At 70.5% G+C, this 25,469-nt stretch carries 24 protein-coding genes; 14 read left to right on the plus strand and 10 right to left on the minus strand.

The features are described from left to right. The 4 genes from VJ693_RS09640 to VJ693_RS09655 form a co-directional block, all read left to right on the plus strand. Positions 1-148 (plus strand): glutathione S-transferase C-terminal domain-containing protein (locus tag VJ693_RS09640; protein WP_324153655.1); only part of this gene is annotated, 148 nt, incomplete at its 5' end. A gap of 235 nt (positions 149-383) precedes the next feature. Further along, complete coding sequence (locus tag VJ693_RS09645) at positions 384-920, plus strand: response regulator (RefSeq protein ID WP_324153615.1); 537 nt, start codon at positions 384-386, stop codon at positions 918-920. Positions 921-984: 64 nt separating this feature from the next. Next, entirely contained in the window at positions 985-3,357 is a 2,373-nt protein-coding gene (locus tag VJ693_RS09650; protein WP_324153617.1) for a PBP1A family penicillin-binding protein, read from the plus strand. 80 nt (positions 3,358-3,437) lie between these two features. Beyond that, positions 3,438-4,067 (plus strand): thioredoxin fold domain-containing protein, encoded by a 630-nt coding sequence (locus VJ693_RS09655; RefSeq protein ID WP_324153619.1) that lies wholly within the window; start codon positions 3,438-3,440, stop codon positions 4,065-4,067. A gap of 15 nt (positions 4,068-4,082) precedes the next feature. Here the strand turns inward: VJ693_RS09655 and mnmA are convergent, their stop codons facing one another. Continuing rightward, positions 4,083-5,207, minus strand: a complete 1,125-nt coding sequence (mnmA, locus tag VJ693_RS09660; protein WP_324153621.1) for a tRNA 2-thiouridine(34) synthase MnmA — start codon at positions 5,205-5,207, stop codon at positions 4,083-4,085. Positions 5,208-5,231: 24 nt separating this feature from the next. Then, complete coding sequence (locus tag VJ693_RS09665; RefSeq protein ID WP_324153623.1) at positions 5,232-5,720, minus strand: NUDIX hydrolase; 489 nt, start codon at positions 5,718-5,720, stop codon at positions 5,232-5,234. Positions 5,721-5,878: 158 nt separating this feature from the next. Here VJ693_RS09665 and VJ693_RS09670 point away from each other — a divergent pair, with 158 nt between their 5' ends. From VJ693_RS09670 to VJ693_RS09690, 5 genes are all read left to right on the plus strand, one after another. Next, on the plus strand, positions 5,879-7,009 hold the full coding sequence (locus tag VJ693_RS09670; RefSeq protein WP_324153625.1) for a Re/Si-specific NAD(P)(+) transhydrogenase subunit alpha: 1,131 nt from the start codon (positions 5,879-5,881) through the stop codon (positions 7,007-7,009). A gap of 13 nt (positions 7,010-7,022) precedes the next feature. Beyond that, a complete protein-coding gene (locus tag VJ693_RS09675) occupies positions 7,023-7,337 on the plus strand; it encodes an NAD(P) transhydrogenase subunit alpha (protein ID WP_324153627.1) in 315 nt (104 codons plus the stop codon). Positions 7,338-7,341: 4 nt separating this feature from the next. Beyond that, positions 7,342-8,763 carry an NAD(P)(+) transhydrogenase (Re/Si-specific) subunit beta gene (locus tag VJ693_RS09680; protein ID WP_324153629.1) on the plus strand — a complete coding sequence of 474 codons (1,422 nt, stop codon included), beginning with the start codon at positions 7,342-7,344 and terminating at the stop codon, positions 8,761-8,763. Positions 8,764-8,903: 140 nt separating this feature from the next. Continuing rightward, a complete protein-coding gene (locus VJ693_RS09685) occupies positions 8,904-10,577 on the plus strand; it encodes a long-chain-fatty-acid--CoA ligase (RefSeq protein WP_324153630.1) in 1,674 nt (557 codons plus the stop codon). Between the two features lie 54 nt (positions 10,578-10,631). After that, positions 10,632-11,186 (plus strand): hypothetical protein, encoded by a 555-nt coding sequence (locus VJ693_RS09690; RefSeq protein WP_324153631.1) that lies wholly within the window; start codon positions 10,632-10,634, stop codon positions 11,184-11,186. Here VJ693_RS09690 and VJ693_RS09695 read toward each other — a convergent pair whose 3' ends face one another. Continuing rightward, positions 11,187-12,146, minus strand: coding sequence for a hypothetical protein (locus VJ693_RS09695; protein WP_324153633.1), 960 nt, complete (start codon positions 12,144-12,146; stop codon positions 11,187-11,189). Positions 12,147-12,202: 56 nt separating this feature from the next. On the opposite strand from VJ693_RS09695, the gene VJ693_RS09700 reads away from it, so the two are divergent. The 3 genes from VJ693_RS09700 (at position 12,203) to VJ693_RS09710 (ending at position 15,018) form a co-directional block, all read left to right on the plus strand. Further along, positions 12,203-12,964, plus strand: coding sequence for a 16S rRNA (uracil(1498)-N(3))-methyltransferase (locus VJ693_RS09700; RefSeq protein WP_324153635.1), 762 nt, complete (start codon positions 12,203-12,205; stop codon positions 12,962-12,964). After that, the gene (locus tag VJ693_RS09705; protein ID WP_324153636.1) at positions 12,961-14,250 is read left to right on the plus strand and encodes an MFS transporter; all 1,290 of its coding nucleotides are present in this window, start codon (positions 12,961-12,963) and stop codon (positions 14,248-14,250) included. Before VJ693_RS09700 ends, VJ693_RS09705 begins: the two co-directional genes overlap by 4 nt. Positions 14,251-14,373: 123 nt before the next feature. After that, positions 14,374-15,018, plus strand: a complete 645-nt coding sequence (locus VJ693_RS09710) for a hypothetical protein (protein ID WP_324153638.1) — start codon at positions 14,374-14,376, stop codon at positions 15,016-15,018. A 113-nt stretch (positions 15,019-15,131) separates the two neighbouring features. Here VJ693_RS09710 and VJ693_RS09715 read toward each other — a convergent pair whose 3' ends face one another. The 7 genes from VJ693_RS09715 to argS form a co-directional block, all read right to left on the minus strand. Beyond that, on the minus strand, positions 15,132-16,493 hold the full coding sequence (locus VJ693_RS09715) for a THUMP domain-containing class I SAM-dependent RNA methyltransferase (RefSeq protein ID WP_324153640.1): 1,362 nt from the start codon (positions 16,491-16,493) through the stop codon (positions 15,132-15,134). After that, on the minus strand, positions 16,490-18,019 hold the full coding sequence (locus tag VJ693_RS09720) for an RNA polymerase factor sigma-54 (RefSeq protein WP_324153642.1): 1,530 nt from the start codon (positions 18,017-18,019) through the stop codon (positions 16,490-16,492). The genes VJ693_RS09715 and VJ693_RS09720 overlap by 4 nt, the downstream gene beginning before the upstream one ends. A gap of 9 nt (positions 18,020-18,028) precedes the next feature. After that, positions 18,029-18,781 (minus strand): LPS export ABC transporter ATP-binding protein, encoded by a 753-nt coding sequence (lptB, locus tag VJ693_RS09725; RefSeq protein ID WP_324153657.1) that lies wholly within the window; start codon positions 18,779-18,781, stop codon positions 18,029-18,031. A gap of 32 nt (positions 18,782-18,813) precedes the next feature. Then, complete coding sequence (gene lptA / locus VJ693_RS09730) at positions 18,814-19,371, minus strand: lipopolysaccharide transport periplasmic protein LptA (RefSeq protein WP_324153643.1); 558 nt, start codon at positions 19,369-19,371, stop codon at positions 18,814-18,816. Positions 19,372-19,481: 110 nt separating this feature from the next. After that, on the minus strand, positions 19,482-20,159 hold the full coding sequence (locus tag VJ693_RS09735) for a thiol:disulfide interchange protein DsbA/DsbL (RefSeq protein WP_324153645.1): 678 nt from the start codon (positions 20,157-20,159) through the stop codon (positions 19,482-19,484). Positions 20,160-20,208: 49 nt separating this feature from the next. Beyond that, positions 20,209-20,907, minus strand: coding sequence for an SPOR domain-containing protein (locus VJ693_RS09740; protein WP_324153647.1), 699 nt, complete (start codon positions 20,905-20,907; stop codon positions 20,209-20,211). Next, a complete protein-coding gene (gene argS / locus VJ693_RS09745; protein ID WP_324153649.1) occupies positions 20,904-22,616 on the minus strand; it encodes an arginine--tRNA ligase in 1,713 nt (570 codons plus the stop codon). The genes VJ693_RS09740 and argS overlap by 4 nt, the downstream gene beginning before the upstream one ends. Before the next feature lie 252 nt (positions 22,617-22,868). Here argS and VJ693_RS09750 point away from each other — a divergent pair, with 252 nt between their 5' ends. Beyond that, positions 22,869-24,200 (plus strand): serine/threonine-protein kinase, encoded by a 1,332-nt coding sequence (locus VJ693_RS09750; RefSeq protein ID WP_324153651.1) that lies wholly within the window; start codon positions 22,869-22,871, stop codon positions 24,198-24,200. A gap of 91 nt (positions 24,201-24,291) precedes the next feature. Beyond that, a complete protein-coding gene (locus tag VJ693_RS09755) occupies positions 24,292-25,323 on the plus strand; it encodes a LysR family transcriptional regulator (RefSeq protein WP_324153653.1) in 1,032 nt (343 codons plus the stop codon). The last annotated feature ends 146 nt before the right edge of the window (positions 25,324-25,469 follow it).

Genomic DNA, 25,469 nt, shown 5'->3' on the forward strand with positions numbered 1-25,469 from the left:
CGACATCGCCGTCGGTTGCGCGCTCGGCTACCTCGACTTCCGCTACCCGCAGATCGACTGGCGCGCCGACCACCCGAACCTGCACAAGCTCTACGACAAGCTGGCCGCCCGGCCGAGCTTCGTCGACACGGCGCCGCCGGCGGCGTAAGGCGACACCGGGCGGCGCTCGCCGCCTCCAGGAAAACACCCCTCTGGGGGAGTGCGACCGAGGCCGGGCGCTGGGGTTGCTGGGCGTGGGCCTGTGGAACGCCACGCTGAGCGCCACGGGCGGCATTTGTGCCGCCACCGGCATGGCCGGTCGACGATCCGTCATGGTTTGGTCATGACTCGGGCTGGGGCGACACGTAGCCTGCGTGGGTCTGCCAACGCCCCTCCGTCGAACCATGTCGATCTCCCTCCAGCACCGAGCCCCCGATCCGTTCCGCTGGCCCGTGCTGAGCGATGCCTTGGTGCTTCTGGTCGACCCCGTGCCCACCACACGGGCGAGCACGGCGGCCGTGCTGTCCGGCGCCGGGGCTTGCGTGCTGCAGGCGGCCGATGGCGAGCAGGCGATGGATTTGATGTGCGTCGCCGCGATGACGGGCCACCCGCTGGATGCGGTGCTGCTCGACGTGCGCGCCTCGCAGGTCGATGGGTGGGTCACGGCACGGCGCCTGCGCAACGAGCCCGGCGGCCGCCGCCCGCTGCTGCCGCTGTTCGCGCTGGTGGCGAGCGATACGCCGTACGCCCGCCAGGTGGCCGAGCTGTTCGGCGCGACCGGCCTGGTCGCGATGCCGTGTGTGGCCGCGTCGCTGTGCGACAGCCTCGGCGAGGCGATCGACCTGGCCCGCAGCGTGCGGGCCCTGCGGCGCGTGGCGAACGCGCCGGCGTGGTCGAGCTGGGCGGCCAACGACATTCCGCTGAACAGCGCATTGGCCTGAGCGCCCGCGGGGCACGCGGGCACCGCCGGCGGGCGCGGCCGCGCTGCCCATAATCCGCCCCACGATGCCGCTTTCCCATTCCCGCCGGCCCGCGCCGCCCACCCGCCGCCAGCAGCGCGGCGCCTTCGTCTGGCCTGGTTGGCGCAGTTGGCGGGCCTGGGCGCTCGTCGGTGGCGGGGCGGTGCTGCTGGCCGCGGCCGTGCTCGGCTTGGCGGTGGCGCTCGTGCTGCCCGGCCTGCCGGCGCTCGACAAGGTCACCGACTACCAGCCGCGCCAGCCGCTGCAGGTGCTCACCCGCGACGGCGTCGAGATCGCGCAGTTCGGCGCCGAGCGGCGCATCTACCTGCCTATCGATCGCATTCCGCAGCGCATGCAGGATGCGGTGGTGGCGATCGAGGACGGCCGTTTCTACGAACACGGCGGCATCGACTGGCGCGGCGTGGCGCGCGCGATGGTGGTCAACCTGGGGGGCGGCCACTGGCAAGGCGCCTCGACGATCACCCAGCAGGTTGCGCGCAACTTCTTCCTCTCGCCCCGGCGCACCTTCGAGCGCAAGTTCAAGGAGGCGCTGCTGGCGCTGAAGATCGAGGCCACGCTCGGCAAGCGCGAGATCCTCGAGCTGTACCTGAACCAGATCTACCTCGGCCAGCGTTCCTACGGCTTCGGTGCCGCGGCACGCACCTATTTCGGCAAGCCGCTGGACCAGCTCACGCTGGCCGAGACCGCGATGCTCGCCGGCCTGCCGCAGAACCCGAACTACGCCAACCCGATCGCCGACTTCGAGCGCGCCCGCGCGCGCCAGCGCCTGGTGCTGGCGGCCATGCGCGAGCAGGGCTTCATCGACGACGCCGAGCTGGCCGCGGCGCGCGACGAGGTGCTGCAGATCCGGCCCGCGCAGGCGGTGGAGGTGCACGCCGAGCACGTGGCCGAGATGGCGCGGCGGGCCGTGGTCGAGCGCTTCGGCGAGCAGGCCTACACGCACGGCTACAAGGTGCGCACCTCGCTCGTCGCAGCCGAGCAGCAGGCCGCCTGGGCCGGGTTGCGGCGCACGCTGATCGAGCACGAGCGGCGCCAGCGCTGGCGCGGGCCCGAAGACCGCGAGGAGCTGCCCAACGAGGGCACCGATCGCGCCGACGAGGAGCGGGCCGCCGCGCAGGCGCTGAAGGACCACCGCGACGACGACGAGTTGCGCGTGGCCATCGTCCTGCACGCAGCGCCGAAGGAGCTCGTCGTGCAGCTGGCCACGGGCGAGCGCGTCACGCTGGCGGGCGAGGGCCTGCGCTGGGCGCTGCCGGCCTTGTCGTCCAAGGCCCCGGCCGCCCTGGCCGTCCAGCGCGGTGCGATCGTGCGGGTGCAGAAGCTGGACAAGACCGGCTGGTCCATCGCGCAGTGGCCGGCGGCCGAGGCGGCCTTCGTCGCGCTCGAGCCGCGCACGGGTCGCGTGCGCGCGCTGGTCGGCGGCTTCGATTTCGCCCGCCAGCCGTTCAACCATGCGACGCAGGCCTGGCGCCAGCCTGGCTCGAGCTTCAAGCCCTTCCTGTACTCCGCGGCGCTGGAGCACGGCGTGATGCCGGGCACGTTGGTCAACGATGCCGAACTGGCCCTGCCCGACGAGACCGGCCCGACCGGGTGGCGGCCACAGAACTCGGACGGCAAGTTCGACGGCCCGCTGACGCTGCGCCAGGCGCTCGCGCGCTCGAAGAACATGGTCAGCATCCGGCTCGCACAGCAGATCGGCGTCGACACCGCGCGCCGCTGGGCCGCGTTGTTCGGCCTGGACGCCGACAGGCAGCCGGCCAACCTGACGCTGGCGCTCGGTGCCGGCAGCACGACGCCGCTGCAGCTCGCGTCGGCCTACGCGGTGCTGGCCAACGGCGGCTGGCGCGTGACGCCGCAGGTCATCGAAGAGATCATCGACGCCGACGGCAAGGTGGTCTACGAGGCGCTGCCGCGGCCCGACCCGACCGAGGCCGAGCGCGCCATTCCGGCGCGCAACACCTTCGTGATGCGGCGCCTGCTGCACGAGGTGGTGACGAGCGGCACCGCGGCGCGCGTGCACCAGGCCCTGCCGCGCGACGACCTGTACGGCAAGACGGGAACCACCAATGACTCGGTCGATGCGTGGTTCGCCGGCTTCCAGCCGGGCGTCGTCGGCGTGGCCTGGGTCGGCTACGACGAGCCGAGGAGCCTGGGCAGCCGCGAGTCGGGCGGCGGGCTCGCGCTGCCGATCTGGCTCGACTACATGCGCGTCGCACTGGCCGGCGTGCCGGTCGCGGCGGACCGGCCGCCCGAGGGCGTCACCGAGCGTGACGGCGACTGGGTCTATACCGAGTGGGCCGATGGCGGGGCGGTCGACCGCATCGGCTTCGACGCCGAGGGCGCGCTGCCGCCGGCCACCGCGGCCCCGACCCCTTCGTCACCGGCGTCGTCGCCTTGAAGGTTGCGGAACCATTTGTCGCCCAGGCGCCTCCTTTGCCAGACACCCTCACCACAAGCCGGCCCCACCGGCCACCTGCCATGCAACGACGCTTCTTCGCGCTGTCCAGCCTTGCCACCCTCGCCACGCTGACCGTCCTGGCGGGTTGCGGCCGAAAGGCCGAGACCTCGCCCGCCGCGCCGCCGGCGCCTGCGGCCAGCGGTACGGCGGGCGCCGCCTCGGAGGCGCCCGTCACGCCGGCCGCGCAGGACGCCTACACGCTGGCCGCCACCGGCAGCGGCTTCACCACCGGCCCGATCATGTCGGCGCACACGGTCTACGTCTTCTTCGACACGACCTGCCCGCACTGCGCCCACCTGTGGCAGAACACGCAGCCGCTGGGCAACCAGCTGAAGATCGTCTGGATGCCGATCGGCCTGCTGCGTCCGCAGTCTCTGCCGCAGGGCGCGACCATCCTGGGCGCCAAGGACCCTGCGGCGGCGATGGCCGAGAACGAGGCCAGCGTCGCCAACCACGGCGGCGGCATCACCGCGGCCGCCTCGCTCGACGACGCGGTCGTGGCCAAGGTCCGGGCCAACACCGAGCTGTTCCAGAAGTTCAACGCCGACAGCGTGCCGCTGATCGTCTTCCGCAACGCCAAGACGGGCGAAGTGGGCCAGCACGCGGGCGCGGTGGACGCCGCGCAGCTGCTGGCCCTCGCGGGCCTGTGAGCTCCGTCTTGCGGGCTATTCCGCCGAGGCGATGACGCCGCCGCCCAGGCAGATCTCGCCGTCGTAGAGCACGGCGGATTGCCCGGGCGTCACCGCCCATTGCAGTGCCTCGGGCGGAAACTCCAGCCGGAATCTGTCGGCGCTCACCGCCGACAGCACGCAGGGCGCATCGGCCTGGCGGTAGCGCGTCTTCGCGGCCAGCGCGCCCACCGGCGGCGGCTCGCCGGCGACCCAGCTCAGGTCGTCGGCCACCAGGGCGCGGTACTGCAGCCACGGGTGCTCGTGCCCCTGCACGACGATCAGCGTGTTGGTGGCCAGGTCCTTGCGTGCGACGTACCAGGGCGCGTGCTCACCGCCGCCGCGCTTGGCTTTGCGGTCCTTCACGCCGCCGATCCCCAGGCCCTGGCGCTGGCCCAGCGTGTAAAAACTCAGGCCCACGTGCTCGCCGAGCGTGCGGCCGCGGTCGTCCTGGATGGGGCCGGGCGCGTGGCTCAGGTAGCGGTTGAGGAACTCGCGAAACGGCCGCTCGCCGATGAAGCAGATGCCGGTCGAATCTTTCTTCTTCGCGTTAGGCAGGCCGATCTCGGCAGCGAGGCGGCGCACCTCGGTCTTGGGCAGCGCACCGACCGGGAACATCGTCTTCGCGAGCTGCGCCTGCGTGAGGCGGTGTAGGAAGTAGCTCTGGTCCTTCAGCGGATCCAGGCCCTTGAGCAGCTCGACCCGGCCGTCGGCACGCTCGCGCACGCGGGCGTAGTGGCCGGTGGCGATCTTCCCGGCGCCCAGGCGCATCGCATGGTCGAGAAAGGCCTTGAACTTGATCTCGGCGTTGCACAGCACGTCGGGGTTCGGTGTGCGGCCGGCCTGGTATTCGCGCAGGAACTCGGCGAACACGCGGTCCTTGTACTCGGCGGCGAAGTTGACGTGCTCGATCTCGATGCCGATCACGTCGGCCACCGAGGCGGCGTCGAGGAAGTCCTGCCGCGACGAGCAGTACGCATCGTCGTCGTCATCTTCCCAGTTCTTCATGAAGATGCCGACGACCTCGTGCCCCTGCTGCTTCAACAGCCAGGCGCTGACGGCCGAATCGACGCCGCCTGACAGGCCGACCACGACACGTTGCTTCTTCGCTCCACTCGACATGGGGCGAATTGTCCCTTGAAGGGCTTAACCGAGCGGGGCGTACAGGCTCGGGTCGGCGTGCAGCAGGGCCAGCGGGGCGCGCCGGCCGGCGCGGTGGTCGTCGATGCAGCGCATCAGCAGCGGGCTGCGGTGGCGCTCGGGGCAGGCGCGCAACTCGTCGGGCGTCATCCACAGCGTGCGATGGATCGGCTCATCGAGCACGCGGCCGGCGATCGCGTCGCCCACCCCGCCGCAGATCGCGAAGCGCAGGTAGGTGATGTCCTCGCCGCTGCGCACGTGGCGAAAGCGCGCCAGGTAGGTGCCCACCAGCGCCTCGGGCACAAACGCCCGGGCGGTCTCTTCCAGCACCTCGCGCACGACCGCATCGAGCAGCGATTCGCCCGGGTCCAGGTGGCCGGCGGGGTTGTTCAGCCGCAGGCCCTCGGCGGTCATCTCCTCGACCAGCAGGTAGTGGCCCGCGTGCTCGATGACGCCTGCCACCGTGACGCTCGGCTTCCAGCGTGTGTCTCCCATGCGGCGATCTTAGAGCCTCTGCCTGGGCGCGATCGCGGCGCCAGACAAGTAAGCTCGCCATCAGAATGCGGGTCGGTCGGCTGGTAAGCTTGCCGTCAGACAGTCAGGCCGCCTGCCATGACGGGCGGCCCACACCAGGGTGTAGAGAGGAGAGTTCCATGCAGATTGGCGTTCCGCTCGAGTCGGCGGCGGGGGAGACCCGCGTTGCCGTGACTCCCGAGACGGCGAAGAAGTACGTGGCCCAGGGCCACACCGTCAAGGTCCAGTCGGGTGCCGGCGTGGCTGCCAGCGCGACGGACGCGGCCTTCGAGGCCGTCGGCGCGCAGATCGTCGACCGTGCGGCGGCCTTCGGTGCCGAGCTGGTGCTGAAGGTCGCGCGCCCCTCGGCCGACGAGCTGGCGCTGATGAAGCCCGGCGCCGCGCTGGTCGGCATGCTCAACCCCTTCGACAAAGCCGGGCTCGCGCAGATCGCCGCCGCCGGCGTGACCAGCTTCGCGCTCGAGGCCGCACCGCGCACGACGCGGGCGCAGAGCATGGACGTGCTGTCCAGCCAGGCCAACATCGCCGGCTACAAGGCCGTGATGATGGCGGCCGACAAGTACCAGCGTTTCTTCCCGATGCTGATGACGGCCGCCGGCACCGTGAAGGCCGCGCGGGTGGTGATCCTCGGCGTCGGCGTCGCCGGCCTGCAGGCCATCGCCACCGCCAAGCGGCTGGGCGCGGTGATCGAGGCCTCGGATGTGCGGCCCTCGGTGAAGGAACAGGTCGAGTCGCTCGGCGCCAAGTTCATCGAGGTGCCCTACGAGACGCCCGAGGAGAAGGAAGCCGCCGAAGGCGTGGGCGGCTACGCCCGGCCGATGCCGCCCTCGTGGCTGGAGCGGCAGAAGGTCGAGGTGGCCAAGCGCGTGGCGCTGGCCGACGTGGTCGTCTCCACCGCACTGATCCCGGGCCGCCCGGCGCCGGTGCTGGTCACCGAGGAGATGGTCAAGGCCATGAAGCCCGGCTCGGTGATCGTCGACATCGCCGCGGGCAAGGGCCCGAATGGCGCCGACGGCAACTGTCCGCTGACCGAAGCCGGCCGCACGGTGATCAAGCACGGCGTGACGATCGTCGGCGAGACCAACCTGCCCGCGCTGGTGGCGGCCGACGCGAGCGCGCTGTACGCGCGCAACGTGCTGGACTTCCTCAAGCTCGTGATCACCAAGGAAGGCACGTTCAACGTGCAGATGGACGACGACATCGTGGCCGCGTGCCTGATGACGCAGAACAACGAAGTCAAGAAGCCGTGAGGAGTGCCTGAACATGGACGTCGTCTCCCCCACCGTTCTGAACCTGATCATCTTCGTGCTGGCGATCTACGTCGGCTACCACGTGGTCTGGACCGTGACCCCCGCGCTGCACACGCCGCTGATGGCGGTGACCAACGCGATCTCGGCCATCGTCATCGTCGGCGCGATGCTCGCTGCGGCGCTGACCGAGACCACGCTGGGCAAGAGCATGGGTGTGCTGGCGGTCGCGCTGGCCTCGGTCAACATCTTCGGCGGCTTCCTCGTCACGAGGCGAATGCTGGAGATGTTCAAGAAGAAGGCCCCCGCGGCCAAGAAGGCGGAGGGCTGACACCATGAGCATGAACCTCGTCACGCTGCTGTACCTGATCGCCAGCGTCTGCTTCATCCAGGCCCTGAAGGGCCTCTCCCACCCCACCACCTCGATCCGCGGCAACCTGTTCGGCATGACCGGCATGGCGATCGCGGTGCTGACCACCGCCGCGCTGATCGTCAAGCTCGGCGGCGGCATCGGGCTGGGCATGGCCTGGGTGCTGCTGGGCCTGGTCGTCGGCGGCAGCTACGGCGCCTGGCGCGCCAAGACGGTCGAGATGACCAAGATGCCCGAGCTGGTGGCCTTCTTCCACAGCATGATCGGCCTGGCCGCGGTGTTCATCGCGATCGCCGCGGTGGCCGAGCCCTGGGCCTTCGGCATCGTCGACAAAGGCGGCCCGATCCCCGGCGGCAACCGCATCGAACTGGCGCTGGGCGTGTTCATCGGTGCCATCACCTTCAGCGGTTCGGTGATCGCCTTCGGCAAGCTGTCGGGCACCTACAAGTTCCGCCTGTTCCAGGGCAAGCCGGTGGTGTTTGCCGGGCAGCACAAGCTCAACGCGGCGCTGGGCCTGGCGGCGGCCTTCTTCTGCTACGGCTTCTGGCACACGCAAAGCCCGCTCGACTTCGGCCTGGTCACGGCGCTGGGCTTTGCGCTCGGCGTTCTGCTGATCATCCCGATCGGCGGCGCCGACATGCCGGTGGTGGTGTCGATGCTCAACAGCTACTCGGGCTGGGCGGCAGCCGGCATCGGCTTTTCGCTGAACAACTCGATGCTGATCATCGCCGGCTCGCTGGTGGGCTCCTCGGGCGCGATCCTGAGCTACATCATGTGCAAGGCGATGAACCGCTCGTTCTTCAACGTGATCCTCGGCGGGTTCGGCGGCGAGGGCGCGGCGGCGGCCGGCGAGGCGCAGCAGCGCAGCGTCAAGAGCGGCAGCCCGGACGATGCGGCCTTCATCCTCGGCAATGCCGAGACGGTGGTCATCGTGCCGGGCTACGGCCTGGCGGTGGCGCGCGCGCAGCATGCGGTCAAGGAGCTGGCCGAGAAGCTCACGCACAAGGGCGTGACGGTCAAGTACGCGATCCACCCCGTCGCCGGGCGCATGCCGGGCCACATGAACGTGCTGCTGGCCGAGGCCGAGGTGCCCTACGACCAGGTGTTCGAGATGGAGGACATCAACGGCGAATTCGGCCAGGCCGACGTCGCGATCATCCTCGGCGCGAACGACGTGGTGAACCCCGCCGCGCTGCAGAAGGGCAGCCCGATCTACGGCATGCCCATCCTCGAGGCCTACAAGGCCAAGACGGTGATCGTCAACAAGCGCTCGATGGCCGCGGGCTACGCCGGCCTGGACAACGAACTGTTCTACATGGACAAGACGATGATGGTCTTCGGCGATGCGAAGAAGGTCGTCGAGGAGATGGTCAAAGCCATCGAGTGATGATTCGCAACGGGCGCGCGAGCGCGTCGCGCGGTGCGGCGTCTAGGGGTGAACCCCCAGCATTCGCTATCGAATCCCCTGATGGGTCGCTGCCCGGGCGGCAGGGACAATCGCGGGTCGACTTTCGAAAGTGCTGAGGAATGGAAAAGATCTGGCTGAAGCAGTACCCCGCCGGCGTGCCGGCCGAGGTGACGACCGATGTCTACCCCTCGCTGGTCGCGCTGCTGGACGAGAGCTTCCGCAAGCATGCCAAGCTGCCGGCCTACCGCTTCATGGGCAAGTCGTTCAGCTTCGAGCAGATCGATGACCTGTCGCGTGCCTTCGCCGCCTACCTGCAGAGCCTGGGCCTCGCGCGCGGCGACCGCGTCGCGGTGATGCTGCCCAACGTGCCACAGTACCCCGTCGCGGTGGCTGGCATCCTGCGCGCCGGGCTGGTGGTGGTCAACGTCAACCCGCTGTACACGCCGCGCGAGCTCGAGCACCAGCTGAAGGATTCGGGCGCGAAGGCCATCGTGATCCTCGAGAACTTCGCCGCCACGCTGCAACAGGTGGCCGATGCCGTGCCGACCAAGCAGGTCGTGCTCGCGGCGATGGGCGACTTGATGGGCCTGATCAAGGGCACGGTCGTCAATCACGTCGTGCGCAAGGTCAAGAAGCTGGTGCCGGCCTTCTCGCTGCCGCAGGCGGTGCGCTTCAACGAGGCGGTCGCACGCGGCCGGGGCAAGCCCTTCACCGCACCCAAGGTCGGCCCGGACGACATCGCGGTGCTGCAGTACACCGGCGGCACCACCGGCGTCAGCAAGGGCGCGGTGCTGCTGCATCGCAACCTCGTGGCCAACGTGCTGCAGTCCGAGGCTTGGTACCAGCCGGCGCTGAGGAAGATCCCGGCCGGCGAGCAGGTCGTCACCATCTGCGCGCTGCCGCTGTATCACATCTTCGGCTTCAACACGAACATGATGCTCGGCCTGCGCATGGGCGGCTGCAACATCCTGATCCCGAACCCGCGCGACATCCCGACGGTGCTGAAGGACCTGTCGCGCGAGCGCTTCCACAGCTTTCCGGCGGTCAACACCTTGTTCAATGCGCTGGCCAACCACCCGGATTTCGATTCGGTCGACTGGAGCCACCTGAAGATCTCGGTCGGCGGCGGCATGGCCGTGCAGCAGGCCACCGCGCGGCTGTGGCTCGAGAAGACCGGCTGCCCGATCTGCGAGGGCTACGGCCTGTCGGAGACCAGCCCCTCGGCCACCTGCAACCCGGTGGACACGACGGCCTACTCCGGCACCATCGGCCTGCCGATGCCCAGCACCGAGCTGACCTTGCTTGACGACGAGGGCCACGAGGTGCCGATGGGCTCGCCGGGGGAAATCGCGATCCGCGGCCCGCAGGTGATGGCCGGCTACTGGCAGCGGCCCGACGAGACCGCCAAGGTCATGACCGCCGACGGTTTCTTCCGCACCGGCGACATCGGCGTGGTCGACGAGCGTGGCTACTTCAAGATCGTGGACCGCAAGAAGGACATGATCCTGGTTTCCGGTTTCAATGTGTATCCGAACGAGGTCGAGGACGTGATCACGCAGATGCCTGGCGTGCTCGAATGCGCCGCCGTCGGGGTGCCGGACGACAAGGCCGGTGAGGCGGTGAAGGTCGTGATCGTGAAAAAGGACCCGGGCATCAACGACGCCGACGTGAGAAGTTGGTGCGAATCGAATCTGACGGGCTATAAGCGTCCGAAGATCATTGAATTCCGCACCGAGCTGCCGAAGACACCGGTTGGCAAGGTGTTGCGCCGGGAACTGCGCGACAGGAAGTAAGCCGCCTAGGCCGGCGGCGTCGTTGGGGCCCGACTCGGGCGGTGGAGCACGATCATGTCGTCTCGTTATGTCAGAACGCCGGCGGGCCAGGCGGAGATCCAGGCTCGCACGCGTCAGCTCAGCCGACCCGTGCGCAACCTGCTGCTGGTCATCAACGACTCGCGCACGATCGAGGACTGGCTGGTGCAGGTGCACGGCGTCACGCCCGACGACGTGGCGATGCTGCGCTCCGAAGGCCTGATCGCCGAGGCCGCGGGTGGCGGCAAGGCGGGGAAGCCGACCGACCTCCGCGAGACGGCGGCTACCAGGGCCGCCGCGGCCACACCGGTGCCCGCACCCGCACCCGCGCCGGAAAGCGCCGACTGGGGTCGCACGCAGCAGGTGATCCGCGGCGCGGGCTACAACGCGCTGTACGACGCGCTGACGTCGGTCGGCAAGGCCAAGCTCGGCCTCGTGCGCGGCTACCGGTTCGTGCTCGAGGTCGAGAAATGCAGCGGTCCGGATGAGCTGCGCGCGCTCGCGTTGAAGTTTGCCGAGCAGCTGCGCGCCGAGCACGGCATGGCCGCGGTCGGCGAGCTCACCTACGCGATCGGCGCCGTCAAGGCCTGATCAGGCCGCGGCCGCGGCGGCGGCACTCAGCGCGGCCTGCCGGCCCAGCCGGTCCTGGTACCAGCGCGTCAACCCCGCATCGTCGAACGCTTCGGCCAGCGCATCGGCCAGGCTGCGTTCGACCTGCGCCTCGGCCGCCTCGCCGGCGCGCGCGAGCGCATGCGCCAGCTCCGAGCGCAGGAAGGCCTGGTCGACCCTCTCCTGCCCGGCCTGATCGAAATTCTCGAGCAGCACCAGGCCGGCACGCGCCTGCGCGGCCGCTGTCGCCACGTCACCCAGTGCATTGGCCACCATGGCGCGCAGGTAGTGTGCGCGTTCGTGCTGCACCCATCGGCCGGCGCGGTGCCAGAGGTTCTGGGCCAGCTCGGCGGCGTCGGCCATTGCACGCCGCAGCGGCTCGGCCGCCAGCTCGGGCAGCGGCCGTTCGACCAGGTCGCTCGCCAGGTTGCTGGTCAACGCGCCCGCCGCGGCATCGAGCCCGTTGGCTTGGCGCCAGGCTGGGCCGTGCATCGGCGCCAGGGCGGCCAGTGCCGCCTCGCCGGCGGCGGCGCCCGTCAGCCGGGGTATCGTGAAACTCGCCGCGGCCAGCCCCACCAGCTCGCTGGCCTGGGCCGGGCCGACGCCGGCCGCGCTGGCCAGGCGTGTGGTCAGCCGGTCCTCGGCCGCCGCCTCGCCGGCCAGCCGCGCGGCTGCCGCGGCGTGGCGCAACACCGGCAGCGCAGCACCCTCACCGGCGGCAGCGAGCAGTGCCTGCTGCCGCCGCCAGGCCTCGGCCGCGAGGCCCAGTTTCTCGGTGAGCACGTGGTTCAACAGAAAGCCATACAGGGGCTGCTGGCCCGGGTCCAGCGCCGCGGCATCGATGCGCTGCAGCAACTCGGCGCCACGCGGCGGGTCGTCGTCGTGACAGGCGTTGGCCGCCTGCAGGCACTCGGTGGCCAGGGTCTTGGCATCGTCGTTCATGGCGGCGTCCTCCCGATGGATGCAGAGCTGCATTGTGTATGCGGCACACTCGCCGCATGCCACCGCGTTTGTATCTGGATGCCCCGCTGCGTGCGGGCGACGAATTGGACCTGCCGCCCGAACCGGCGCGCCACGTGCAGGTGCTGAGGCTTCAACCCGGCGATGCCGTGACGCTGTTCAATGGCGCCGGCGGCGAGTGGGCGGCCGAGGTGCTGCGCATGGGCGGGCGCCAGCAAGTGGCCGTGCGCGTCGGCGCGCACGACGCGGCCTCGCGCGAGCCCGGCCGGCGCGTCACGCTCGCGCTCGGCATGCCTGCCAACGAGCGCATGGACGCGCTGATCGAGAAGGCCACCGAGCTCGGGGTGGCGGCGATCCAGCCGCTGCAATGCGCCCGTTCGGTGCTGCGGCTGGCCGGCGAGCGTGCCGAACGCCGGCGCGAGCACTGGCAGGCGGTCGCGATCGCCGCGGCCGAGCAGAGCGGGCGCACGCGCGTGCCGACGATCGAGCCGGTGCGGGCGCTGGCCGACTGGCTGGGCACGCTACCCGGCGCACGGCCCGGCTGCGCGCGGCTGCTGCTGAGCCTGGCGCGCGACGCCCCACCGCTGGCCGCCACCGCCGGCCGGCCCGACGTCGACGACGGGCTGCTGCTCAGCGGCCCCGAGGGCGGGCTCGACGCGCAGGAGGAGGCGCTCGCCCGCCAGCACGGCTTCAACCCCGCCAGCCTCGGCCCGCGCGTGCTGCGCGCCGACACCGCGCCGCTGGCGGCCCTCGTGCTGCTGACGGCACTCGACCACGCCACCGGGCGGACCACCGCATGACCGACATCTCCGACACGACAGGCGCGGGCGCGGCCAGCGCCGGGCCGCTCCCAAGCGGGCCGCGCACCCGCTCGGCGGATGGTCGCGGTGCCCCGCGGCCGGGTGCACCATTCAACACGCCCCTGCTGTGGCTGACGCTGTGCCAGGGCCTGTTCCTGACCAACAACGTCGTCTTCATGGCGATCAACGGCCTGGTCGGGCTGGCGCTGGCGCCGCAGGGCTGGCTGGCGACGCTGCCGTTGACCGCGTATGTGTTGGGCGGCGCGCTGTCCACCGGCCTGGTGGCGCGCCACCAGCAGCGCCACGGCCGCAAGCGGGCCTTCCAGATGGGCCTGGTCGTCGCGATGCTGTCGGCGGCGATCTGCGCCGCGGCGGCGCTGATCGGCAGCTTCTGGCTGCTGGTCGCGGCCACGGTGCTGGCCGGCTACTACAACGCCAACGCCGCGCTGTACCGCTTCGCCGCGGCCGAGCTGGTCGGCCCGGCCGGGCGCGAGCGGGCGATCTCGTGGGTGCTGGCCGGCGGCATCCTCGGCGGCGTGATCGGCCCGCAGCTCGCGCAGGCCACGCGCGATGCGCTCGCGGTGCCGTTCGCCGGTGCCTACGCGGCCTTGGTGGTCGTCGCGCTGTTGTCGCTGGCCTGCCTGGCGCGCATCCCGTTCCCGGCGCTACCGCCCGCGCCGTCGGGCGCGGCCGGGCGGCTGCCTGCGGGCACGGCGCGGCGGCCGGCTTTCATCGTCGCGATCGCGGCCTCGGCGCTGGGCTACGGCGTGATGAACCTGCTGATGGCCGCGACGCCGATCGCGATGCAGGTCTGCTCGCACCCGTTCTCGGCCGTGGCCTGGGTGCTCGAGTGGCATGTGCTGGGCATGTACGTGCCCAGCTTCTTCACCGGCCCGCTGATCCGCCGCATCGGCGTGCTGCCGGTGCTGGTGGCCGGCGTGCTGCTGAACGCCGCCTGCATCGCGCTCGCGCTGCACGGCGTGGACCTGATGCACTTCACCGCCGCGCTGCTGGTGCTGGGCATCGGCTGGAACTTCCTCTACATCGGCGGCACGACGCTCTACACCGAGAGCTACCCGGCCAGCCACCGGGTGCGCGCGCAGGCGCTGATGGACCGCTGGGTGCTCGGCACGATGACGCTGACCTCGTTCAGCTCCGGCGCGCTGGTCACCACCGGCGGCTGGCAGGCGATGAACCTGGGCGCGCTGGCGCCGCTCGCGCTGCTGGCGGCGATGCTCGTGTGGCTGGCACGCAGCCCGCGCCAGGGGGAGTCGGCGGCGGCCTGAGGGCCGCATGTCCGGATTCGGGGGCGCCGCTGCGTCTTTTCCATCGTCAGGCCATGTGTGGCCTGGTGGCCGCGGGGCACACGCTGCGCGGCCTCATTCAACCGATCGATGGAGAAGACCACCATGAGCACCTCGCTGCACGCGCGCTTCGCGCACGCCCTTGCCCCGCTGGCCCTGGCCGGCGCGTTTGCCTTCGCGCCCGCGGCGCAGGCGCAGGAATTCGGCAATTTCTTCCCTGCGGGCGACATCCCGAAAGGCCTGGCCGGCATCCACCCGCCCTGCCGCGGCAAGGTCAAGCAGGTCAACGACACCGTGTTCGAAGGCGTCAAGACGACGGCCTGGAACTTCGCGATGCTCGGTGGTGGTGGCGAGGGCGGGCGTTTCGACCCGGTGCCGGTGCTGAGCACCAAGGTCAACCTGACCGCCGGCTGCCTGAACGCGCACTTCAGCGCGCTGGTCGGCAGCAAGCTGTACGGGGTGTCGAACATGACGCTGTTCCAGGTCACGCTGACGCCGGCCGGCGCCGCCGCGCCGATGCACATGGCCGGCCATTACGAGACGCCGTACGGCCTGCCCGCGCCTGCGGTGGCGCTGACGGCGGAGTACGACGTCGACATGCTGGGCGCGAACTTCTACCAGGGCATCGGCACCGGTCCCGGCTTGGTTGCCCCGGGCGCCTACCGCGTGGACGTGTGGTGGGCCGGCGGCCCGGTCGGTGGCGGCGGGGCGATCGGCGCCGCCTTCACCCTGAAGCTCTACCAGTACTGACGACCCCCACGCTCCCTTCCGGTCGCTGCCCCCCAGGGGGCTCGCGCAGCGGACCGGCAAAGCCGGATCCGCGCACGCCACTTGGTGGGCGGCGGCTCCTTGGGAGCGCCGCGTCAGCGATTGCTTCCTGCTACCAAGTCGAAGCGGAACAGGCGGCATTCGATCGCGCCGTTCCACATCGGCACGCGCCGGCTTTCCTTCAGGCGCATCAGCCCGGGCAGCTTGGGCTCGGGCGTCAGCACCTGGGCGGTCCAGCCGGCGTAGTGCTTCTTCCAGTGGCTGGCCAGGCGGGCGTAGAAATCGGCCGCGTCGGCGGCGCCTTCGAACTTCTCGCCGGCGCCCTCGCCCCGGCTCTCGCCGCGCGCCTGCCCCTGGCCCTTCGGCGCGATGCGCTCGCCGTACGGCGGGTTCATCACGATCAGGCCGCGCTCGGCAGGCGCCGGGCGCTGCAGCGCGTCGGCGGTCTTGAACTCGATCGCATGCTTGACGCCCGCGCGCTCGGCGTTGCGGGTGGCGAAGTCGGTCATGCGGAAGGACACGTCACCGGCCCAGATCGGCACCGCCGGGGCGTGGACTGCGTCGTGCGCCTGCTGGCGCAGTGCCTGCCACTGGCCGAGGTGGGGCCGGAACGGCAGCAGCTTCTCGAACGCGAAGCGGCGCGCCAGCCCGGGCGCGATGCCGCAGGCGATCTGGGCCGCCTCGATCGCGATCGTGCCGGCGCCGCAGCAGGGGTCGAGCAGGCCGCCGTCCTCGGGCCGGCCTTGCCAGCCGGCGGCGGCCAGCATCGCGGCGGCCAGCGTCTCCTTCAGCGGCGCCTCGCCCTTCAGCCCCTGCGCATCGCGCCAGCCGCGCTTGAACAAGGCCTCGCCGGACAGGTCGACCGACAGGCTCGCGTGCTCGGGGCCCAGGTGCAGCACCAGCGACAGGTCGGGGTGGCGGGTGTCGACGCTGGGGCGTTCGCCGGTCGCCTCGCGCATCACGTCGCACACCGCGTCCTTGATGCGCAGCGCGGCGAAGTTCAGGCTCTTCAGCGGCGAGCGCCAGGCCGAGGCGTCGACGCGCAGCGTCTGCCTCGGTGTGATCCAGTCGGGCCAGCGCACGCGGCGGGCGAGCGCATACAGGTCGTCTTCGTTCGCGTAGCGGCCGTCGGCCACCTGCCACAGCACGCGCTGGGCAAGCCGGCTGCCGAGGTTGAGCTTCATCGCGGCCTCGATGTCGCCCTCGACATAGACGCCGCCGCGGCCGGCTTCGACCACGTGCTTCTCGCCGAGCAGGCGGCGGCACTCGTCGAGCAGGAACGTCTCGGTGCCGGCGGCGCAGGGCAGGAACAGCGTGCCGCGTTCGATGGCAGGGGGGTGTTCACGGCCGCGCGAAGCGCCGGCCGCTTCAAGTGGCGTGCGCGGATCCGGCTTCGCCGGTCCGCTGCGCGAGCCCCCCTGGGGGGCAGCCCCCGGAAGGGGGCGTGGGGGCGTCATAGTGCTTTGCGGAGGTTGGCCGGGGCGATTTTCAAGGCTTCGCGGTACTTCGCAACCGTGCGGCGCGCGACCTGGATGCCCTGCTCCTCGAGCATGTCGGCGATCTGGCTGTCCGACAGCGGCTTGGCCGGGTTCTCGGCGGCGACGAACTGCTTGATCAGCGCGCGCACCGCGGTGGACGACGCATTGCCACCCGCATCGGTCGACAGCGACGAGCCGAAGAAATACTTCAGCTCGAAGGTGCCGAAGGGCGTGGCCATGTACTTGGCGGTGGTCACGCGCGAGATGGTCGATTCGTGCAGGCCGAGCTCGTCGGCGATCTCGCGCAACACCAGCGGCTTCATCGCGATCTCGCCATGGGTGAAGAAGTTCTTCTGCCGCTCGACGATGGCCTGGCTGACGCGCAGGATGGTGTCGAAGCGCTGCTGGATGTTGCGGATGAACCAGCGCGCCTCCTGCAGCCGGGCCGACAGGCCGCTGTGGCCGTTCGTGCCGCCACCGCGCTGGCCGCGCACGGCCTGGGCGTACAGGTCCGACACGCGCAGCTTAGGCATCACGTCGGGGTTCAGCGTGGCCTTCCAGCTGCGACCGGCCTTCACGACGATCACGTCGGGCACGATGATCAGGTTCTCGGCACGGGCGAACGGCCGGCCGGGCTTGGGCTCGCAGGCGACGATCAACGCCTGCGCGGCCTTGACGGTGGCCTCGTCGGCGCCGGTGGCGCTGGCGAGCTTCTTGAGGTCGCGCCGGGCCAGCAGATCGAGGTGCTTGGCGCAGATGGCCATCGCACAGTCGCGTGCCGCGCAGGCCGGCGTCTCGCGCAGCTGCAGCGCCAGGCAGTCGCCCAGGCCGGACGCGCCGACGCCGGCGGGCTCCATGCTCTGCAGCCACTTGAGGCCGCAGCGCAGCTGGTCGAGCAGGTCCTCGCGCTCTTCGGGTGCGGTCAGGCCGAGCGAGTCCGCCAGCCGCTCGGCGATGTCTTCCAGCGTGCCGTCGAGGTAGCCGTCGTCGGTCAGCGACTCGATCAGCACCTGCACCGCGGCCGCGTCGGCCGGCGCGAGGCGCATGCCGGCCAGCTGGGCGCGCAGGTGGTCCTGCAGCGTCGGGGCGAGTGCGCTGCGGTCCTGCGCATCCGGGCCGTCTTCGTCGCCGCTGCCGCCCGGGCTGGCCGAGGGCAGCTCGCGGATGCCGTCGAAATCGTCGCGCTCGGTGCCGTTTTCCCAGTCGTCGCGCTCGGTGGTGCCGAACTCGGCCGTGTCCATGCCAGCCGGCTCGTCGCCGCCTTCGCCGACGCTGCTGCCCGGCGCGTCCTGCTCCTCGCGCTGGCTGACCGTGGCCTTGTCGTTGGCGGTGTACTCGAACGGCGTCGCGTCTTCCTCGGGCTCGAGGAAGGGGTTCTGCTCGAGCATCTGCTCGACTTCCTGGTGCAGCTCCAGCGTCGACAGCTGCAGCAGGCGGATCGATTGCTGCAGCTGCGGCGTCAGCGCCAGGTGCTGCGAAAGGCGGACTTGCAGGGTCGGCTTCATTCCCGCGCCCTACATCTTGAAGTGTTCGCCGAGGTAGACCCGGCGCACGTCCGGGTTCTCGATGATGTGGTCGGGCGTGCCCTCGGCGAGCACACTGCCTTCGCTGATGATGTAGGCGCGGTCGCAAATGCCCAGCGTCTCGCGCACGTTGTGGTCGGTGATCAGCACACCGATGCCGCGCGACTTCAGGAAGCCGATGATGCGCTGGATCTCGATCACCGCGATCGGGTCGACGCCGGCGAAGGGCTCGTCGAGCAGGATGAAGCGCGGCTGAGTTGCGAGCGCGCGGGCGATCTCGACGCGGCGCCGCTCGCCGCCCGACAGTGCCGGCGCGGGCGAATCGCGCAGGCCGGTCAGGCTCAAGTCGTGCAGCAGCACATCGAGCTGGCGCTCGATCTCGGCGCCCGGCAGCGCCTTGCCGTTGGCGCCCAGCTGCAGCTCGAGCACGGCGCGGATGTTTTCCTCGACGGTCAGCTTGCGGAAGATCGAGGCCTCCTGCGGCAGGTAGCTCAAGCCCAGGCGCGAACGCTGGTGGATCGGCTTGCGCTCGACCGCCACGCCATCGATGTGGATCGTGCCGGCGTCGCAGCGAACGAGGCCGACGACCATGTAGAAGGTGGTTGTCTTGCCGGCACCGTTCGGGCCCAACAGGCCGACGACCTCGCCGGCGCCGACGGCCAGGTGCACGTCCTTGACGACGGTGCGGGCGCCGTAGGTCTTGCGCAGGCCGGAGGCATCGAGGCGGCTGGTCGTGGCCGGCATCGCCAGCGCCGCCGCATCGGGCGTCGGCGCATTCACTTGCCGGGCTCCGACGCCGCGTCCGCCTGGCGCGGAATGAACACCAGCCGTGCGCGGCCAGTTGACGGCCCCGACGCCGCCGCCGAGCTGCCCTCGAAGACGATGGTGTCGCTGCGCTGGTCGTAGGTGATCACGGCCGCGTCGGCTTCGTCCGGCGGGCCGGTGGGGCGCACGACGCGCAGCTTGGCATTGCCGATGAAACGCACCTTTTCGTCGGCACCGTCGTATTCGACCCGCTCGGCCTCGGCCTCGACGACCTCGTCGACGCGGTCGCGCTTCTGGCGGAAGGTGGCCGGCTTGCCGACACTGCCGCGCGCGTTGGCCTGGTAGCGGCCGGGCGGGTTCTCGCGGAATTCCACCCGGTCGGCCTTGATCTGCAGCGTGCCCTGGTTGATGACGACGTTGCCGCTGATGACGGTCAGCCTGGCCTTCAGGTCCACCGTGGCCGACTGCTTGTCGTCGCTCTCGATGACCATCGGCTTGCTGCGGTCGGCCTTTTCGGCCCGCACCGAGGGTGCCAGGCTCACGCCCAGCAGGGTGGCCGCGGCGATCACGGCGGCGGGCCAAGGGCGGGGGGGCGACAACGAGGGCATGGCTTGCGGCATGAAACTTGCAGGCCATTCTAGCCGCAGTGCCGCGGCCAAACCCTTGCCGCCGGCCCAAATCAGAGCGATTTACGCGCCTGGGCAATCAGGTAGTCGGCGACCACGAAGGTCTTGTCGACGCCGCCGGCCATCGAGGCCGAGGTGCGCCAGCGGCCCTGCACGCCCAGCGTCGGCACGCCGTCGATCGCGTAGGCGTCGGCCAACTGGCGCGCCTGGCGCACCTTGCCGATCACGCTGAAGGATTTCATCGTCTCGGCGAACTTCGCCCCGTCCACGCCCAGGCTCGCGACGAAGGCGGTGACCTCGGCCTCGGTGCTCATGCGCTTGTGTTCCTGGTGGATCGCGTTGAACAGCTTGCGGTGGACATTGCCGAGCTGGCCCATCGCTTCGAGCGCGTAGAAGACCTTCTGGTGGAACTCGTACTGCGGCGTGAAGCCGGCCGGCACACGACGGAAGTTCACGTCGGGCGGCAGCTTGGTCAGCCATTGTTCGAGCGCCGGCTCGAGCGCGAAGCAGTGCGGGCAGCCGTACCAGAAGAACTCGGCCACCTCGATCTTGCCGGTCGTGGCCATCGGGATCGGCTTGGCCAGGCGCTGGTAGTGCGTGCCTTCGACCGGGCCGCCCTGGGCCCGCGCCGGGCCCGCGCCGAGCAGGCCCAGGCCGCTGGCCGCCGCGGCGATGCCGATGGAGTGGAAATCGCGCCGGGTCACGGGCGCCGATGGACGAGCTGGCTTCACGAAGATCCTCGGATGGTGGCGATCGAAAGTGGATGCGGTCGGACGCGGTTCAGTTCCGTTCCTGGCGGACCAGCGCGGCATCGACGCCACCGGCCTTCAGCTTGCCCTGCTGGGCGACGGCCTCGGCCTGGCTGTCGAATGGGCCGACGCGCACGCGGTGGATCGTGCGGCCGCCTTGCTCGCGCTCGGAGACCTTGGCCATGATGCCTTGCAGCGCCAGCTTGGCGCGCTGCTGCTCGGCATCGTCGGCACTGGAGAAGGCGCCGACCTGCACGAAGTAGACGAAGGGGTCGGCGCCGGGTCGCGCCGGCGCCGGTGCCTTGGGCGCGGTCACCGGTTCGCCGGCGAGGATCGCGGCAGCGTCGCGGCTCGATTTCGGCACGGCGGGCGCGGGCGCGGCCGCGGCGCCGGGCGCGGGCTGCGAGGCCACGGCGGCCGGCGCCGGGGGCACCGGAATGCCTTGCGCCGGCGAGGACGCCGGTGCCGGCCGCGGGGGCACGGGCTTGCCGCCCAGGCCGGCGTTCGGATCCCAGCTCTTGAGCTTCTCGGCCTCGGCGGCCTCCTGCTCGGGCGTGCGGTGCGGCACCTTGTCGTGGAAGGGCGAGGGCACTTTCGCGATGTACAGCGCGACGCCCAGCGCCAGCGCCAGCCCGACCAGCAGGCCGACGACCAGCCCCATGGCGAAGCCGCCACGTTGTTTCGCCAAACCGCTGCGTTGGTGGGTCGGCCCACCGGTCTTCAAGCTCATGCCGTCTCCGCAGCAGGTTGTTCTCGTGACATTGTGTTCGGTGCCTCGACGCCCAGCAGCGCCAGGGCGTTGCGCAGCACCTGCCGCGTGGCGTCCAGCAGCGCCAGGCGCGCGCGCGCCTGGCCGGCATCGTCGACCAGGAAACGCTCGGCGGCATAGTAGCTGTGGAATGCCCCGGCCAAGTCGCGCAGGTAGAAGGCGACGTCGTGCGGCGCCAGGTCGCGCGCGGCGCCGCTCAGCATGTCGGGGTAGTCGGCCAGCTTCAGCATCAGCGCGAGTTCGGTCGGCGCGGTGAGCAGTGACAGGTCCGCCGCGTCGATCGCCGCCGCATCGTGCCCCTGCGCCAGGCCCTGCGCCAGCACCGAGCAGATGCGCGCATGCGCGTACTGCACGTAGAAGACCGGGTTCTCGTCGTTCTGCTTGACGGCCAGGTCGACGTCGAAGGTGAACTCGGTGTCGGCCTTGCGGCTGATCAGGAAGAAGCGCACCGCGTCCCGGCTGGTCCAGTCGATCAGGTCGCGCAGCGTCACGTAGCTGCCGGCGCGCTTGCTGATCTTGACCTCGGCGCCGTCGCGCACAACACGCACCATCGTGTTCAGCACGTAGTCGGGGTAGCCGGGCGGGACGCCCATGCCGGCGGCCTGCACGCCGGCGCGCACGCGGGCGATCGTGCCGTGGTGGTCGGTGCCCTGGCAGTTGATGACCTTGGTGAAGCCGCGCTCCCACTTGTTCAGGTGGTAGGCCACGTCCGGCACGAAGTAGGTGTAGGTGCCGTCGGACTTGCGCATCACGCGGTCCTTGTCGTCGCCGTAGTCGGTCGTGCGCAGCCACAGCGCACCGCCTTCCTCGAAGGTCTTGCCGGCGGCGACCAGGCGCTGCACGGTGTCCTCCACCCGGCCGGTGGTGTACAGGCTGGATTCGAGGAAATAGTGGTCGAACGAGACGCCGAAGGCCTGCAGGTCCAGGTCCTGCTCGTGGCGCAGGTAGGCCACCGCGAACTGGCGGATGCCGTCGAGATCGTCCGGGTCGCCCGACGCGGTGAACTCGCGGTCATCGGCCTTGACGGTCTTCTTCGCGAGGAAGTCGGCCGCGATGTCGGCGATGTAGTCGCCGTTGTAGGCGCTCTCGGGCCAGTCGGCATCGCCGGGCTTCAGGCCCTTGATGCGGCACTGGGTCGAGGTGGCGAGCGTCGCGATCTGCACGCCGGCGTCGTTGTAATAGAACTCGCGCGTGACGCCCCAGCCCTGGGTCTCGAACAGGTGGCAGATCGAGTCGCCCAGTGCGCCCTGGCGCGCGTGGCCCACGTGCAGCGGCCCGGTCGGGTTGGCCGAGACGAACTCGACCATCAGCTTCTGGCCGTTGGCCGGCTGGCGGCCGAAGGCGGCGCCGGCCGCACGCACCTCGGCGACGACGGCCTGCTTGGCGGCGGGCGCCAGGCGCAGGTTGATGAAGCCGGGGCCGGCGATCTCGAGTGCGCTGACCCAGCGCTGCACTTCGGGTTGTGCGTTCAGCGCGGCCACGAGCTTGTCGGCCAGTGCGCGCGGGCTGCTCTTCAGCGGCTTGGCCAGCTGCATCGCCGCGGTGATCGCGAGGTCGCCATGCGCGGCCTGCTTCGGCGATTCGAAAATGGGGGTGAACGGGTGCTCGGGGGCCAGCTGCGCCACGGCGCGAGCCAGCGCGAGCTGCAGCTCTGCCTTGGCTTGGATCATGATGGGGCCGATTCTAAGGTGGGGGGTGCGCTCGCCCGCGGCGCCGATTTGCGGGGTGGCCGCGGGGCTGTTTGTTCTTTTGTGCGGCCCTGAAATCGTTCACAGTGCACACTGGGCTCGCAAGCTTTCAACGCGAACGTGTCGACCTCGTCCCGATCGTCCCGAACTTCGCCGTCGTCTTCCAGCACGACCGCCACCGCCACGGCGCCTTCGTCGTCGCGCAGCCGTGCGCGCGCGCAGTCGACCGTCGCGATGCCGCGCCTGGAGCCCGATGACCCGCCGATGATCGGCAAGTACCGCGTGCTGCACCGGCTGGGCGAAGGCGCCACCAGCGAGGTCTTCCTCGCCTACGACGATTTCCATGGCCACGAGGTGGCGATCAAGCGCGTGCGCCCGAACGCCGGCCGCTCCGAGGCCGACGTGCATTTCTCGCCGCACTTCTTTGCCGCCGAGGCGGCGCTGGTCGGGCGCCTGAACCACCCGAACGTGGTGCAGATCCACGACGCGGTCGAGGACCCGGTCTCGCCCTACCTGGTGATGGAGTACGTGCCCGGCACGACGCTGCGCCCGTTTTGCCAGCAGGACCGGCTGCTGACGCTGGAGCAGGTGGTCGAAATCGGCTTCAAGTGCGCGATGGCGCTGGGCTACGTCTACCGCCAGGGCCTGATCCACCGCGACGTGAAGCCGGCCAACATCCTGGCCGTGACCGACGGCCCGGAGGTGCTGGACGTCAAGCTGACCGACTTCGGCAGCGTGCTGAACATGGGCTCCGACCGCACGCAGATCCACCGCGTCGGCTCGCTGGCCTACATGTCGCCCGAGCAGCTCGAAGGCTCGACACTCGACTGCCGGGCCGACATCTACTCGCTCGCGGCGGTGCTGTATCACATGATCGCCGGCCGGCCGCCGTTCGAGGCGGACAGCCACGTGGCGCTGCTGAACAAGATCTGCCATGCCGAGCCCGAGCCGCTGACGGCGCTGCGCGAGGGCGTCAGCGCGGCGCTGGACCAGACGGTGCGTGGCGCGCTGGCCAAGTCGCCGGACGACCGGCCGGAGGACTGGGACCAGTTCGCCCAATCGCTGTCGGCGCTGATCACCAACCACGAGGTGCCGCGCGGCCAACTGCAGCGCGTGCTCGACTCCGAGCGCTTCAACCTGCTGCGCGCGCTCGACTTCTTCGCCGATTTCGGCGATGTCGAGTTGTGGGAGGTCGTGCACCGCGCGAAGTGGCAGCGCTTCCCGTTCGGCCACAAGGTCTTCAAGCGTGGCCAGGAGGGCAAGCAGTTCTACTGCATCGCGCAAGGCGAGGTCGAGGTCTACCGCGATGGCGAGCGGGTGGCGCGGCTCGGTGCCGGCACCTCGGTCGGCGAAATGGCCTACCTCGCGCCAAGCCCTGATCTGCGCAAGCACGCGACCGACGTCATCGTCTCCGATCCCTGCACCACGGTCTCGTTCAACCCCGACAGCCTGTCGCAGCTGAGCCCCGACACCCGGCACCGCTTCGACGCCGCCTTCATCAAGGTGCTGGTGCGCCGCCTGCATGCGGCGCACGAGGCACTGGCCCATCCACGCAAGATCCTCTGAACCCGGCGCGACGGGGGACCGCAATTCGTGTTCGACGAACAAAGCGGGGAATTTCCTCATTGGCCTTGTGAATCGGCGCAATAATCGCGTGATGGATTCCCTGCGTGCAATGCGGGTCTTCACCCGCGTGGTCGACGAAGGCAGTTTCGCGGGCGCCGCCCGGGCGCTCGATCTGGCGCCCGCGGTGGTCACCCGGCTGGTGGCCGAGCTGGAAGAGCACCTCGGGGCCCGGCTGATGAACCGCACGACGCGGCGCATCGCGCTGACCGAAGTCGGTGAGAGCTACCTCGAGCGGGTGCGGCGCATCCTGGCCGACGTCGATGAAGCCGAGCTGCTGGCCCATGCCTCGGTGGCCGAGCCGCGCGGGCCGGTGCGCCTGCTGGTGCCGCCTGCCGTGGCGGTGCACCAGCTGGCCAAGCACCTGCCCGAGTTCCATGCGCGCTACCCGCTGGTGACGCTGGAGATCGTCGCGAACGGCGCGGTCGAGACCGTCGATGACAACTTCGACCTGACCCTGATGCTGCTGCGCGGTCCGCTGGACGGCAATTTCATTGCCCGGCGCCTGGCGCGCACCGAGGTGATCACCTGTGCCGCGCCCGACTACCTCGACCGGCGCGGCCGGCCCGGGCATCCGCGCGAACTGGTGGATCACGATGTGCTGATCCCGCCGATCTCCGAGTTGCAGCGCGGTGTGTCGTTCTATCGGGGCGCGCTGCGGCCGGATGGCGAAGTGGACGCCGCCGAGACTTACCACGCGGTGCCGCACAGGGGCGTGCTCAGCACGCTGAATGTCGACACCAACTATGCGGCCGCGCTGGCCGGCCTGGGCATCGCCGGCCTGCCGTCCTTCGTGGTCGAGGATGCGCTGATGGAGCAAGCGCTGGAGCGCGTGCTGCCGGCATGGCGCCTGTTCAGCTCGACGCTGTGGGTCGGCATGCCCACGCGCCAGCATGTGCCGGCGCGCACACGCGTGTTGCTCGACTTCCTGGTCGAGATCTTCGGCGGCGAGGACCGCGACCCCTGGCTGGCCGCCGCGGGCTGCGAAACGGCCTGCAACGGGTGTGAGGCATTGGCCGCGGCGGCCGCTGCGGCACCGGTGGCGACCGAAGACGCCGAGACTTGAGCTAGAAGGTGTAGCCCGACGCGAGCTTCTGCTCGTTCATCGGCTCGATCAACGCCAGCAGCGGCGCCAGCGGCCGGTAGCGCATCGCGACCTTGGTCGCGTAGGCGAAGAAGCGCGGCAGGTCGGCGCGGTAGTGCGGCTTGCCG

Origin of the sequence: Ideonella sp. (genome assembly GCF_035254525.1) — a bacterium.
Taxonomy (GTDB): Bacteria; Pseudomonadota; Gammaproteobacteria; order Burkholderiales; family Burkholderiaceae_C; genus Ideonella.